At 46.4% G+C, this 14008-nt stretch carries 13 protein-coding genes; 8 read left to right on the top strand and 5 right to left on the bottom strand.

Features of this window, described 5'->3' with window-relative positions:
- Nucleotide 1 precedes the first annotated feature (1 nt).
- The 4 genes from PO881_RS16605 to PO881_RS16590 all read left to right on the top strand — a co-directional run bounded on the left by PO881_RS16605 (nucleotide 2) and on the right by PO881_RS16590 (nucleotide 5221).
- Complete coding sequence (locus PO881_RS16605; RefSeq protein WP_280172119.1) at nucleotides 2–1885, top strand: TolC family protein; 1884 nt, start codon at nucleotides 2–4, stop codon at nucleotides 1883–1885.
- Between the two features lie 341 nt (nucleotides 1886–2226).
- A complete protein-coding gene (locus PO881_RS16600) occupies nucleotides 2227–2931 on the top strand; it encodes an MgtC/SapB family protein (RefSeq protein WP_110867369.1) in 705 nt (234 codons plus the stop codon).
- 354 nt (nucleotides 2932–3285) lie between these two features.
- Nucleotides 3286–4602: a site-specific integrase gene (locus PO881_RS16595; RefSeq protein WP_280172118.1), complete on the top strand. Its 1317-nt coding sequence runs from the start codon at nucleotides 3286–3288 to the stop codon at nucleotides 4600–4602.
- Between the two features lie 4 nt (nucleotides 4603–4606).
- Nucleotides 4607–5221: a Fic family protein gene (locus tag PO881_RS16590; RefSeq protein ID WP_280172117.1), complete on the top strand. Its 615-nt coding sequence runs from the start codon at nucleotides 4607–4609 to the stop codon at nucleotides 5219–5221.
- On the opposite strand, the gene PO881_RS16585 is transcribed toward PO881_RS16590, so the two are convergent.
- Nucleotides 5218–5364: a hypothetical protein gene (locus tag PO881_RS16585; protein ID WP_137269124.1), complete on the bottom strand. Its 147-nt coding sequence runs from the start codon at nucleotides 5362–5364 to the stop codon at nucleotides 5218–5220. The genes PO881_RS16590 and PO881_RS16585 overlap by 4 nt on opposite strands.
- A gap of 213 nt (nucleotides 5365–5577) precedes the next feature.
- Here PO881_RS16585 and PO881_RS16580 point away from each other — a divergent pair, with 213 nt between their 5' ends.
- The 4 genes from PO881_RS16580 to PO881_RS16565 all read left to right on the top strand — a co-directional run bounded on the left by PO881_RS16580 (nucleotide 5578) and on the right by PO881_RS16565 (nucleotide 9239).
- The gene (locus PO881_RS16580) at nucleotides 5578–6306 is read left to right on the top strand and encodes a hypothetical protein (RefSeq protein WP_280172116.1); all 729 of its coding nucleotides are present in this window, start codon (nucleotides 5578–5580) and stop codon (nucleotides 6304–6306) included.
- Between the two features lie 300 nt (nucleotides 6307–6606).
- A complete protein-coding gene (locus PO881_RS16575; protein ID WP_280172115.1) occupies nucleotides 6607–6843 on the top strand; it encodes an AlpA family phage regulatory protein in 237 nt (78 codons plus the stop codon).
- 135 nt (nucleotides 6844–6978) lie between these two features.
- Nucleotides 6979–8391 (top strand): YfjI family protein, encoded by a 1413-nt coding sequence (locus tag PO881_RS16570; RefSeq protein WP_280172114.1) that lies wholly within the window; start codon nucleotides 6979–6981, stop codon nucleotides 8389–8391.
- Between the two features lie 224 nt (nucleotides 8392–8615).
- Nucleotides 8616–9239 carry an inovirus Gp2 family protein gene (locus PO881_RS16565; RefSeq protein ID WP_280172113.1) on the top strand — a complete coding sequence of 208 codons (624 nt, stop codon included), beginning with the start codon at nucleotides 8616–8618 and terminating at the stop codon, nucleotides 9237–9239.
- 71 nt (nucleotides 9240–9310) lie between these two features.
- On the opposite strand, the gene PO881_RS16560 is transcribed toward PO881_RS16565, so the two are convergent.
- The 4 genes from PO881_RS16560 to PO881_RS16545 are packed head-to-tail and all read right to left on the bottom strand — an operon-like array spanning nucleotide 9311 to nucleotide 13936.
- Nucleotides 9311–10918: a type I restriction-modification system subunit M gene (locus PO881_RS16560; protein WP_280172112.1), complete on the bottom strand. Its 1608-nt coding sequence runs from the start codon at nucleotides 10916–10918 to the stop codon at nucleotides 9311–9313.
- On the bottom strand, nucleotides 10915–12093 hold the full coding sequence (locus PO881_RS16555; RefSeq protein WP_280172111.1) for an AAA family ATPase: 1179 nt from the start codon (nucleotides 12091–12093) through the stop codon (nucleotides 10915–10917). Before PO881_RS16555 ends, PO881_RS16560 begins: the two co-directional genes overlap by 4 nt.
- Nucleotides 12093–12653, bottom strand: a complete 561-nt coding sequence (locus PO881_RS16550; RefSeq protein WP_280172110.1) for a hypothetical protein — start codon at nucleotides 12651–12653, stop codon at nucleotides 12093–12095. Before PO881_RS16550 ends, PO881_RS16555 begins: the two co-directional genes overlap by 1 nt.
- Complete coding sequence (locus PO881_RS16545; protein ID WP_280172109.1) at nucleotides 12650–13936, bottom strand: restriction endonuclease subunit S; 1287 nt, start codon at nucleotides 13934–13936, stop codon at nucleotides 12650–12652. The genes PO881_RS16550 and PO881_RS16545 overlap by 4 nt, the downstream gene beginning before the upstream one ends.
- Nucleotides 13937–14008: the final 72 nt, after the last annotated feature.

Genomic DNA, 14008 nt, shown 5'->3' with positions numbered 1-14008 from the left:
CATGAAAAATAATAACAAGATGCGCCATGCACAGGCGCGTCATCTCTCTCTGCTTGCCGTTTGTATTGCCGTTGTGATGGCGCCCGCGGTTAACGTGATGGCGGATTCCACCAGTGAGTTGATGATGTTTGCGGAAATGAGCGGCCAGCGTCCTGTCGCTCCTGCGGCAGCGCCGGTGCGAACGCAACGTTTGCAAGGTTCAATGGCGCCTGCATCTGCTCCAACGACACCTGCGGCAAAGGTTGCGCAACCAACGTTCACTGCGCCTGCGCCGCTGTTTGTTGAAAGACAGATACCGGAGATCGCGATTACTCCACGAGTTCAGCCGCCAGTTGCGCCAATCGTACCGGCCCCAATAGCAGAAGCGCCGCACCAGCGCGAAGCCGCCGAACGTCCTGCACAGATCAGCGCGAAAACCAGCCAGCATGCTGAAATTCAGGGCGGAGGTTTCCTGACGGAGGATCAGCGTCGCCCTGAACCACAGCCGTTTAACCCGATGCAACCGTCGCGAAATGTGGGTCAGCAGCAGGCGGCAGCAACGAAAACCTATGCTCCAGCTGAAAGCGCTAAGGCAGATTTTAGTTATGTTAGCCCTCCAGCAGCGACTATAGCGGCAGAAACGACTTCACCCGTTACGTTAAGCGGCGGAGTTAATGAAACAGTTGCCGAGAGTGAAATACGGCAAAAGTTTCTCTCAGCTGCGCGTATCACCTGGCGAATCAGCCCGGCGCTGAAGTCCTATATTGCTCAGGGTGATGCGGCTGAAGCCAGCGTGGATGAAGCGAAAGGTCAGCGCTGGCCACAAGTTGATGTAAGCGCCGCTTCGGCAACCAAAGAGTTTGGTGGTGGAACTAAAAATTATGAATACCAAGGGAATATGCCGTCTTTAGGTGTTTCAGTAGCGACTAATCTAATCGACTTTGGCCAAACCAGTCGCACCATTGAAAGTCGCGAAGAGCGCGTTAAGTCAGCCTTACAGTCGGTGCAGGCACAGCGAGAAGATTTGGCGATGCAGGTAAGTAACGCCTTGATTGAGTGGAATAAACAGCAGCACGTCATCGCCATCAGTAAGCAGTATTTGGCGCGTATGGCGGAGCTGACCAAAATGCTCAGCGGTATTGTTCAGTCAGATACTGGACGTCGCAGTGAACTGACGCAGGCAAAAGGGCGCTTACTGCAAGCGCAAAGCTACCTGGAAAATGCCGAGTCTCGCGCGCGGGATGTTGAAATCACTCTGAATCGCCTGATGGGCAACAACCGCGTGACGTTACCAGCCAGCGATAAGTGGGCGCTTTCCTTTGGTGATTTAAACCGCCAACTGACGAGTTTGGATGTCCATCCTCTGATCTTGCGCGCCAGCGCTGAGGAGCGAGCAGCATTCAAAGAGGCAGAGGCGATCAAAGCTTCTGGCCTGCCAAAGCTCAACTGGACGGTAAGCAAAAACACTCGTGAAGACCAGCTCGGACGACAACAGGCATGGCAAACCGGCCTGAACGTTAGCTGGGGCTTATTCCGCGGCGGTTCAACCAACGCCCAGGAAATTGCGGCGATTAAACGTGCCGAAGCGAGTCGTCAGCAGGTGCAGGAGCAACGCCGCGATCTGGAAAATCGTGTGCGTGCTGCCAACCAGAATGCCCACTCAACAGCGGAACGCGCCGTGCTGTATAAAAACCTGATTGTGGAATCCGATCGGATTCGTAAGGACTTCTTTGATCAGTGGTATCACTTAGGCCGCCGTTCATTGCTGGATGTATTGAGCGCAGAAAGCGATCTGTACAACAACCAGGTCAGTGAAGTCAGCAACCGTTTCGATAGCTATGCCGCCATTATCAGCGGATATGCTAACTCGGGCACGCTAAGTCGTTGGCTAACGACGGGGCGATAACAATTCCATACACCCGCTTCGGCGGGTTTTTTGTTTTAACCCAACGTAAACGAACGGGCTATTTGAGTTGGCAATGCTGCGTAAGTCACTTTAGAATCGCGGCGAATTTTTACCCAAGAGGAGAACGGCATTGGACACAAGTCCCAAACGATTACAGCAGGACCTCGCGGTAAGATAGCCTTCACGCTGTCTTAACTGCGCGTTAAGACGGTGAATTTCCTTCCAGAATCACCCCTTTTCATAAGCACAATGCGGCTGGTTCCCAGCGGTATTCGCACTGTCTGTAATCCATTTATTAATCTTTTGTTCCGCAAACAGAAAGCTGCGGATTGAGGTCTATCATGGATTGGAAAATCTTTTTACTGCGCGTCACCGTCGCGCTGGTTTTGGGTGCGCTGATCGGCAGTGAGCGCCAACTACGTCAACGCATGACCGGATTACGCACCAATGCGTTGGTGAGCACCGGCGCTTGTCTCTTCGTTCTGATGACACAAAGCGTGCCCGGCATCGCTACGGATGCGTCACGCGTTGCGGCTTATGTGGTTTCCGGTATCGGTTTCCTCGGCGGCGGAGTGATCATGCGCGATGGCTTGAACATCCGCGGATTGAATACCGCCGCCACCTTATGGTGCACCGCGGCCATTGGCGTGCTGTGCAGCATGGGATTGCTGCTGGAGGCGGCCCTCGGCTGCATGGTGATCCTGTGCGCGAATATACTGCTGCGTGAACTGGCCTTGGGTATCAACCGCCAAACCATCGTCTCAGCAGCCGAAGCGATGCAACACTATAAAGTACAAATCATCTGCCTCGCGCAGGATGAGGTTCAGGTTCGCAGCCTAATGCTGCACACGCTGGGCGGCAGCGGATTGCGCCTGCAATCACTGCACAGTGAGGATTTGGATCCGCCGCATCGCATGGAGGTGAATGCTGAGGTGATTGGCAATCCAACATTAACCGATCAGCTGGAAAGCCTGGTGAGCCGCATCAGTCTGGAAAAGGGCGTAAGTTCGGTGCGGTGGCAGGTGAATGAGTTGGAGCGTGATTGATATTTAGATGTGCTTTAGAAAACGTATCGCCATTTGATCGCCACTATGAATGACAAACAAAAAAGCCACCTCAAAAGGTGGCTTAACAGTATGATTTACATTATTAAATTTGGCGGCCCCTGCTGGGTTTGAACCAGCGACCAAGCGATTATGAGTCATAAAATTGGCATGTTTTTAATTGTTCGTCATTGTCTCTGTTCGTGTTTTTAATTGTCTATAATCAATCGGTTATGAAGTTATTTTTGTTTCTGATTGGTTCTCTCATTTCTCCATTGTACTATCCTTACCTGACCCGTTACCTGACCCGAAATGGGCGTCGGGTCAGGTAACGCTAATTCTTAGAAAGGTAAACTCATGGCCGCTAATCTTACCGAGACTGCTATACGTGGATTGAAGACAAAAAGCACGGCGTACTACGTGTGGAGCAACAGCGCTCAACGTGGTACTGGCAGGCTTGGCGTTAAGGTTCAGCCTTCAGGCAGCAAAGTTTTTTATTTCCGTTACTACGTTGAGAAAGGGAAGAAAGAGAAGTTCATCCAGTTGGGCATCTGGCCTGAGATGAAATTAGTGACGGCCAATGAGCTGGCGAAAAAGTATGGTGCCTGGCTTGTTGAAGGGAAAGAACCCCAGCAAGAGCTTGAGCAACAACGTCTGGCCGAGCAGCACATTATGCAGATCCATCGTTCTCAGGGATCGTTTGAAGAACTGGTGAATGGCTACGTTAACAAGATGAAGCTCGACAACAAGCGGACTTGGGCCGATGTCCTGAAGCGCCTTGAAAAAGAGTGCTATAAGGTTATCCCTCGTGAAACCAAAGCGAAGGATGTAACACCCCTTCAGATCAAAACCATCCTCTCAGGCATTATCCAGCGTGATGCGGTGGTCCATGCGAACCGCATTCGTTCCTATCTGATGGCGGCATTCAACTACGGACTTAAAGCCGATAACGATCCGATGAATACCAGCGAGGGCATTACGTTTGGGCTTGAAATTAATCCGGTATCGGCCATACCGAAGCAGTCCTCAGCGGAAAAAGTGGGTGATACATGGTTAACGATGGAAGAGCTGCGTTTTGTCATGGAGCAGTTCGCAGAGGCAACCAACGTTGGGCCGTTGATGCAGCACCTAATCCGCTTCTGTGTTTATACTGGCGGGCAGCGTCCATTTGAAATGATTGCCAGCCAATGGAGTGCGATTGACTGGCAGCAAAAGACGCTATTGGTCATAGCCGATGTATCGAAAAACAAGCGTGAGCACCTGATCCCGCTGACTGAATCGGCACTACAGGAATTAGCCTCAGTGAAAGAGCTGACTAAGGAAAGTAACAGTCCGTATATTTTCCCGCTATCAACCAACGGTGAGCGCCCGGTACGTACCGATAGCCTGGCCCGTTCCATCATGTATTTCCGTGCTTTTAATCCTGAGTTTAAAGTTTTCACGGCGCGAGATTTACGCCGGACCTGTAAAACGCTGATGGGGGAGGCGGGGATCAGTAAAGAGATCCGTGACCGCATTCAGAATCACGCTTTAAATGACGTCAGCTCGAAGCACTATGACCGCTATGATTATCTGACTGAAAAGCGCAAGGCGCTTGAGAGCTGGGAAGATCGGGTTAACAACTATCAACGGCAGCAGGAAAACAACGTTGTTAACTTGTTTGGGCAGAGGTAAGGGTTTGTCGAAATATGAGCTTAATTCAGCAGAAGAGCGGTATCAGCCGGGCTCTGGTGATCTGGTGCTTGCTAATAAGCTGGGGATCATTGATGAGCAGGAAATGGAGGCACTGGAGTCAGGCTTACTGCTGATGCTGTATGAGCATCTATTTATTGAGGGTCAGCCGCCTGAGGAGCTGACTTTTGAGCATATCAGCGGCTGGCATCGACAATGGCTGGGGAATGTGTACGACTGGGCAGGGAGGATGCGTAATGCCAACCTGACTAAGGACGGTTTCCAGTTTGCTGCTGCCGACAGGATTCCGCTTCTTCTTGATGGTTTCGAGAAGCAATTCCTCTCCCGCTCTGGTGAATTGAGAGCCCTGACTCGTCCGGAGCTGGTTAGTCACCTGGCTGAATGCCATGTGGAGTTTATTTTGATCCACCCATTCAGAGAAGGTAACGGGCGTCTGTCGAGACTGCTTTGCGATGTGTTGTCGGTTCTGGCGGGGAGGGGCTTACTGGATTACAGCCTGTGGGATGAGCACAAAGCGTTTTACTTCAGGGCAATACAGGCAGGCGTATCAGGGAACTACAGCCCTATGATGCAGCTGATGAGCGATATCTTGCCAGGCTAGCGGGCGAGGCCAACGGCTTTCGCCTGTGCTTGGTTGCGCTTAAGTTGCTGCTCAATTTTTTGCACAGAAACACCGGTTTCGATTGCAGTTGAGCTGGCAACGGCACGATAGATTTGGGCTTTTGTTATAGGCGTTTTCTTCATGATGCCGTGTTCTCTTAAGTTAACCCGGAAATTTTAGAGGGTAACGAGACTGCTTGCAAGGCATAGACTGAATTTCACTTTTCAGTTATATAAATCAATTTATAAAGCACGTATAGCGCAAGCAGCGAAGCGTCACACAGGACGACAAGTCGAATGACATTAAAGCAGCCCGATTTTTACCCTTTGTCAATGGCATCTGAAAAGTGCCATATAATGTCTGACAATGTACTGAATGATTGGCTTGATCATAAGGTTCCACTCTACATTCGGTTGGATGCTTTGCCATGCCAGATCGTCAGGTACCTTGGTGGAGGCCAATTTCTTCTTAAAGATTGGGAGAGAAAAATTAAATCAGGCATAGATTATTATCAGCATGAAAAAATGCCAGAGTTTAAAATAAGGCAGTTTTACCCGGAGAAAGATGCAGAAATTGAATCTCGACTTCTGGAAGGTGACTTGGGGATATGTCGTTATACCTACAATGGGCATGCACATGGTTACTGGCGGGTAAAGGCTACACCTGTAACCCGTTTCGCTGAAGGCCCTTATGTGTTGGTAGATATGGATACTGTCAGAGAAAATAATAATATCGCAGGTGCGATTGCTGTATATGGGAAAGATGACTGGGATTATTTGATATTCCAAAATAAAGTATACAGAGATAAATCAGAATTGTTTTTTGATGCGCAAGTGTTATTGCCAGAGAGTGAAGAATCTATGTCTGAAGAGAAGAAAACAAAACAAACCCGAATTTCAAGGTCAGAAAGAATAGCCCTGTATGTCATGCTGAAAGAACATTATCTTGATGGAAATAATGATGTCAATTATTCAAAAATGGCAGAAATGCTTACGGTGACGGCCAGAAAACATGGCTTCAGTAAAGCATTCAGTGATGACACTATTGCAGAATGGATAAAACGTTTCGAGGATAAAAAAGAATAAAAATTTAATACCCAACTTCACACTGGTGGAGAAATATTAGAAAACAGTAAAGCCGTTGTCACTCCATCAATGCGTAGCGCGTTCCTGACATTCGTGACATTCGTGACATTCGTGACATTCAGGCAACCGCTGTATCGTTGCCTGCGTCAAGGCTCCCAAGCCAGTTGTTCGTGTTCTACATGACCCATAGTAACCGCATTAAGCCCCGCAATAAGCGTTGATGCCTTAATAAGGTGTCCGCTGCTTTCATTCAGTTACCCATCTGCGACATGCTGCCTCCACTGAAACAAAGGAGGCAGTATGAGTACAAAATTTATTACACCCACTCCGGAAGCACGCCTGAAAATCCTGCGCAATTATGGGGAACAGGGCGATCGCCTGGTGCGTGAAAGGGAGCGTCAGCGCATAACGTCCATTTCCCGCTCTACCGCGTGGAAACTGGAACAGGTTGGTAAGTTTCCACAGCGTAAGTCTATCGGCCTGAAGTCCTGCGGATGGCTGTTAAGTGATCTGCTTTGTTGGATCAATGAGCGTTAGCATCGGACTTTTTTTGCATTCATTTTTTTGTTTTTTTCCTGAAAGCCCCGTGTTCATCCTGCTATTTCTGCCATTAATAGCGGAATAGCAATGCGAGGGGAATCGTTTTAAACGTTAACTGAATAAGAGGTATCTATGCTGTGTGGTCGTCCTTTCCCTGTGCACGTGTTCCCGCAGATCATCAGAAATGCGGTTTATGAAGTGGAACAGCATACGCAGGCTCCCCAGGCTTTGATTGCCGCATCGGTACTGGGGGTTATTTCGCTTGCCTGCCAGAACAGGATTGATGTGTGCCGACTGAATAATCTGTGCAGCCCAGTATCGCTTTTTGTACTGACGTTGGCGGAATCTGGCGAACGCAAAAGTACGGTGGACAAACTACTGATGAAGCCATTGTATCAACTGGAGGAAAAATGGTTTGAAAAATATACCCAAGACCTGATTATTTGGCGGAATGAACACACGGCTTTTAATATTGAAAAGAAAGCCCTGATGTCAAAACTGAAATCAGACATTCGCCGCAATAAAGATCACTCCACAACGAATGAACGGCTGAAAGCGCTGCTGGCGGCTCACCCGGAAGCACCAGTCAGGTTCAGGCAGATATTCAACGATGCCACACCAGCGGCGATAAAAAACTATCTCTGTGGGCGCTGGCGGTCTATAGGGCTTATGTCTGATGAAGCTGGCACCATTTTTAACGGCTACGCCCTGAATGAACTGCCTTTCATCAATAAAATGTGGGATGGTGCAATGTTTCCCGTAGAAAGAAAAAGCGAGCCAGATAAACTAATTAAAGATGCAAGAATGACACTGGCTCTGATGGTTCAGCCTGATGTTTTTAAAAACGGGTATCTTGAACGGAAAGGAGATATAGCTAAAGGAATTGGGTTTTTCGCCCGGTGTTTGATATGTCAGCCTGGTTCAACACAGGGCTACAGGCAGATTACCAGCCCGGTAGTCTCAAGTGAGCATCTGCCGGTCTTTCATCAACGACTGATGGAGATCGTTAACGAAAGCATTGCCAGAAATGATGCAAACGAGCGGAAGTGCCTGCGCTTCTCTCCCGAAGCTGAAAAACGCTGGCTCAATTTTTATAACAAAGTTGAGTCAGAAATGGGGTTGATTGGCTATTTGTCTGGCTTTAAGGATTACGCCTCTAAAACGGCGGAAAATATGGCAAGGATTGCCGCGCTTCTGCATGAATTTAATGTTGATGAAGGAGAGATATCCCTTACTGCCGTAGAAGCCGCAGTAGAGATAAGCGCATGGTATGTCGATGAGTATGTGCGAATTTTCTCTAAACCTCAGACGTTGCTGCTGGTAAGTTCAGAAGCGGATGAACTTTACTCGTGGATAAAAGATTATTGCTACAGGTGTGTGGTGCCGTATATCAGGAAGACAACCATCCTACAATATGGACCAAATAAGTTCAGAAACCGGAGCAAACTTAACGAACTGCTAAGCACACTTTACTCGCAAAACAAAATACGTGCAGAGAAAAGAGAGAAAACCCTTTTCATACAACCTGTAGATAATTTTATATAACGAACAGGTCAAAGATAAGACGGGGTAATTGCTTTATTAAACGCTCATCATTGCAACTAATTACAGAGTAATTTTTAATCAGTCATCGTAGGCTGTGGCTATCCTTTGTCTGAAATTCAGTGTCGGATAATTATTATATTGTCATTAGCAATGCCTGTATATACCACACTAATAAGACGTATGTAGTAATGCGATGACTGCTATGCATCAAGGAATAAACTATTTTGAATCTCTACGATAGCGAGTATGGAAGTCATGTTAAATTATACAAAGTAAGAATTCTTGAAGTTATTAACAAAGCAGTTAAAGAACACAGTCGTACATTAGTGATACGAGTGGATCTCCATGACCCGGTTATTCTGGATAATGGCGATACCATTTCCTGTATCGCGAATAATGATTCAGGTTCTATATCAAGATTTACTAATTCACTAAAAGCCAAACTGGCAGCAGATGAACAGCGCAAGAGTAAAGAAGGTAAACGGGTACACCCGAATACGCTCCGCTATGCGTGGGTGAGGGAATTTACCCAGAATGGGAAGCGTCATTTTCACGTATTTTTGTTTCTGAACAAGGATGCTTATTACCATCTGGGGGATTTCAATCTGGATGAAGATACGCTAAGAACCATGATTACCTCGGCATGGTGTAGCGCATTAAAACTGACTCCCGAAGAGGGGCAGCACTTGGTGCATTACCCTGCTAATAGTAAATATACCCTTAAGCGTGATGATATTCTCAATAATATTTATCCCGGCGATTTACTGAACCGGATTGATTATCTCACCAAAGTGAAAAGTAAGATCTTTGATGACGCGAACAGATCGTTTGGGTGTAGTAATAATTAATACCAATGAGTTTTAATGCCCTTCTCGCAACGAAAGGGCATTTTATTAATACAAAAATAATATGGCCCGAATTACGGTAAAAGAGGTAAGCCTAACTCTTTTAGAAATTCATTATGTTTTTGAGTTGCTGATTTGATCTGGTTTTCCAGAGAAACCAACTCAGCATGTACTGAAGTAAGTTTGATTTCTTCCTCAGCCTCAGCCGTACTTACATAGCGTGAGATGTTTAAATTAAAATCATTTTTTTCGATCTCTTCCATGCTAACGCGACGCGCGTAGCGTGGTTCTTCTTTACGTAACTTGTAAGTATCAATGATTTTTTTAATATGATCAGACGAAATCTGATTCTGCCGTTTACCCTTATCGAAGTGTTCGGCAGCATTGATGAATAATACGTCGTTAGGTTTTTTACACTTTTTCAGCACCAGAATACATACTGGAATACCAGTAGAGAAGAACAGATTTGCAGGCAGTCCAATTACCGTATCAATATGACCATCCTTCAGCAGCTTCGTGCGTATGCGTGCTTCGGCACCACTTCGGAAAAGTACACCATGAGGGAGGATAATGGCCATTACGCCATCTTCTTTTAAAAAATGGAATCCATGCAAAAGGAAGGCGAAGTCAGCAGCAGATTTAGGTGCCAGGCCGTGATTTTTAAAGCGCACATCATCAGCTAATGTTTCTTTAGGTTCCCAGCGATAGCTGAATGGCGGGTTGGCAACCACCGCATCGAATTTAGGCATTCTGGATGGATTGGTCTCGCGTAGCATATCCCAATCGTTGAGCAGGGTGTCACCGTGGAAAATACCAAACTCTGAATCTTTCACTCCATGCAGGAGCATGTTCATACGTGCCAGGTTGTAGGTGGTGATATTTTTCTCTTGCCCGTATATTTTCCCAATACCGTGCTGCCCCATGCGCTTGCGAATATTCAGGAGCAATGATCCTGACCCACAGGCAAAATCAAACACGCTGTCTAGGTGTGAACGTTGTCCAGTGGCAGGTTCCTGGCTATCCAACGTAACGATGGCAGATAAGATGTCTGAAATATGCTGAGGTGTGTAGAACTCCCCGGCTTTTTTACCTGAGCCCGCTGCAAATTGGCCGATCAGATATTCGTAAGCATCCCCCAACGTGTCGCTGTTGGTGGAGAACTGCTTCAACCCATCAGCAATCTCTTTGATTATCTTACAAAGACGGTCATTTCGCTCACCGTATGTTTTGCCAAGTTTTTCCGAGGCAAGGTTGATTTCCGAGAATAAACCCCGGAAGACACTAGCGAAAGATTCTTCCTCAATGTACTTAAAGCCTGCCTGTAATGTATTAAGCAGTTTCACGTGTTGGGTTCGTGCCATCTCGGCAATGCTCGTCCAAAGATACTGAGGTTCGATTACGTAATGCACTTTACGGCGCATTAGTTTCTCAAACTCAGGAACATCCTGCTCATTTTGTTCATACCATAGAGTCAGTGGTGGTTGATGCTCCCCCTCTTTCCGTTTGGGGTAGTCCACCCCAAGTTCTTTTTGAGCTGCGGCTTCATAATTATCCGATAGATACCGCAGGAATAAAAATGCCAGCATATAATCACGAAAATCATCCGCATTCATAGCGCCGCGTAGTTGATCAGCTATATTCCAGAGCGTTTTGCCCAGTTTTTGTTTTTCAAACTCAGTCATAGTTTTTCTTCACCTTCCTCAATCTGTTGAGGAAATAAATCAGGATTAAATGGATAGCGCTTCAGAAAATCATGCAAAATCTTTCTGAAATAAGTTTTATTTTCGTCGAGCATAGGCTGAGGCTCGAAAAGCGAATAGTTTCCATGGCTCAGAATATTGATGAGCCTCGAATGCAAAATTCTTTCAGGGTCATCAGCATCCTGCGCAATGCAGGCTGAGAAGTTTGAGAAACCATGGAAGCTGGCTGATTTTTCCAGAACCGAACGCAACATATTGAAATGATAGGTATATAACTCGCCTGTTTGCTCCGCTTTATATAACTCGCTCAGTATCGCAACATGATGAAAGAATGGTGTCGCACCTGTATAGGCCAGAGAATAACTACCATTAACCCTGGATCTTGATAAAAAGTAAGCTGCGACCTTTCTGGATTTACGAACATCAAGTTCATTGTGCATGACATTGAAGAATAATGGATGATGAGACGAGATCATCACTTTCAACGGGTTATCAGCCTTGTTCAATAGTTGCGCCAGATGGCTACCAACTGTGATGGCGTTATGCTCATCAAGTGAAGATATAGGATCGTCGATGTAGACATATTTTACCCACTGGTAAGCATCAGCACCATCAAGCGCTAATTGTACGATAGCTAAGAAGAAGCACCAAATGAAAATATTTTCTTCGCCTCGCGAAACCTTAATATTATCAATAAGTTGACCATCCAAAGTCCGTAAGAAGCGTATCGCCCATTCTTCTGTATCAATTCGAAAGTCGAAATCTGTATAACGCTGTAACAACGGCCGTATGCGGTTGTCCATTTCCAGCTCAAACAGTCCTTGAAAAAATCGCGAATCCCTGTTGAGCAGCAAGCGGCGATCCTCATCACCTTCCAGATCGTTGTTCCAATGGAACAGATCTTCGGTGAAGGCGTTGAAATATAAGGTATCGCTGGTCGTTTCGGTAATTGTAAGCGGCTGGCCCACATGATCACCAACCGAAAAAGGGCGGTAAATTGTTTTTTTACCTTCATCTTTAAACGCCATCGACAGTCGTGTCTTCCCTGTACCGTTATAGGCATAAAGCAAGATGACCTTTTTGTTTTCCAGTTCGCTGCGCAGATGAGCCGCTAGCATAGCAAGATCAGGAAAAACAGGTGGAGTATTCTGCCTCATCACTGTTCCTCATCCATAATCATCCAGGCCTTGCGGTAGATCGTACCTTCTTTACCTAAAGCTTCGCTCCAAACTTGCTCCGGTAGCTTCTCCAGACGTTGACGAATGGCAGGAAGCGAATCCTCCCGCGTTAATCGTAAGGCTTCAGCCAAACGTGGCGCAGCAAGGCGAGGAACTCCCAAAAGACGTAGTGAAACCGCCTCATCCGTGGCAACACCGTAGTAAACCTGCGATGGGAGATTAGATAACCGACCATGCTCATCATCATCCAGTTCCGCCGTGGTAATTGCCAACAAGGCATTCAGGCCCCATGACGTAGTATGGGTCAGATTGCCAAACAGGTTCTGTCCGCATTTGGTTAAGGCAGTAACAGCATCTGCATCATCCTCGCTGAAATATTGCTTCGCGATATGAGCAATATCTTCTCCATTTACCGTATTATGCAGACGAGTAGCCACTGGCCCTTGCAGAAATACACTAAGCGCATTGCTTTCCTGTACGCAGTAGCCCTGCCAAGAAATGCATTCTTGCTCAGACTGGTAAGCGGTCTGCCAAGTCATGCTGATACCTCATCCAGCACAGGGAATAACTGCTGCACCAGACCCTCTTTGTGGTTTTTCAGCGTCTCGATTTTTTGGGATTGGGCGGCGATGAGATCGTCAAGAGATGTAAGAAAATCAGCGATTACCTTTTGCTCCTCTGGTTTCGGAATAAGGAAAGTATATTTCTTTAATTGATTCCCATTTATTGAGTTAATGGTAGCCCCCAAGTCAGCAGCAACCTGATTCTCATACTCCTTAGTTTGAAAAAGTTGAATAATGAACTTTGCTGAACTTGACCTAAATATGGTCATAAATGCTCCATGCGTACATGGAGGCATTCCTTCAGGAATAATTGCATTTTTCCCAATCAGGGATTTTGAGCCATTTCGAACGCAAATCAAGATGTCATTTGGTAAAGATGGTTTGGCACCATTTATGTCCATTCGTACATAAACGTTGTCGCCTAAAACGATTCTGCCATCCTGAACATTTGATGAGCGTAAAACCAATAGGCCGTTTTCACGGACGTCATCAGGGCTGTATGTCAACCCAGAGACAAGCTCTCCTAACTGTTCAAGTGTTTTCCTCTCCCACTCTGCTGCATTGTGGAATTCATTGAAACGCAACCGGGGAACCGTTTCACCTTCACGAGGAAATAGCTGTTGCAACAGGCCTTTTTTATATTTTTTTAACGCATCCAGTTTACGGATTTGTGCTGTTAGCAAATCATCCAGCGAAGACAGGCAGTCGGCAATTTTTTTTTGTTCGGAAAGCGACTGCGAACCAGTTGGTAATGGTACGGGTACTTTCATTAAGTCATCATTATTGACTTGCAATGCACCATTAGCACGTGCACCAACAGCAACGCGATTCTTTAGCCATTTCCCATGCAAGTTGGCAATAAAAAGATTATTCAAAAAAGCTGGTATGACTAAGTTTGGGGCAGGGCGAAAACAAGTGAAAATACTGTTGGGAACAGCAGCATGCTCGTGTCCCAGGTAACATGCAATGTATCCCTGCGGGTATGCTTTTGTTGCACTCTTATTGTAAGCAAAATCGTTATGCTGTAGGAGTATGTAATTTTTTAAAGAATTACCTGCAATAGTTCTACCTAGTTTTTCCTGTTGGCTAATGAGGCCAACCCCAGATGTGATTGTATATGGAATACAATCATCATCTCCCACTCTCTCTGTTACAACTTTTGAAAGTTGGCCTAAATTATAGGAGGTCCATTTTTCTGCATTTCTAAACTCTGGGAAACGCAATTGTGGTACCAGCATATGTTTATCGCTCCTACTCATACCGCTTGCTCCTGAGTCATTACGTCCTTTGTTGAGAATATCAGCGCCCATATCTGGGCAAGATGCCATTCT

The sequence above is a fragment of the Pantoea sp. SS70 genome (assembly GCF_029866845.1).
Classification (GTDB): Bacteria; Pseudomonadota; Gammaproteobacteria; order Enterobacterales; family Enterobacteriaceae; genus Pantoea; species Pantoea leporis.
Note: the sequence above shows the minus strand (reverse complement) of the source record. Positions and strands in the feature narration are given on the sequence as shown.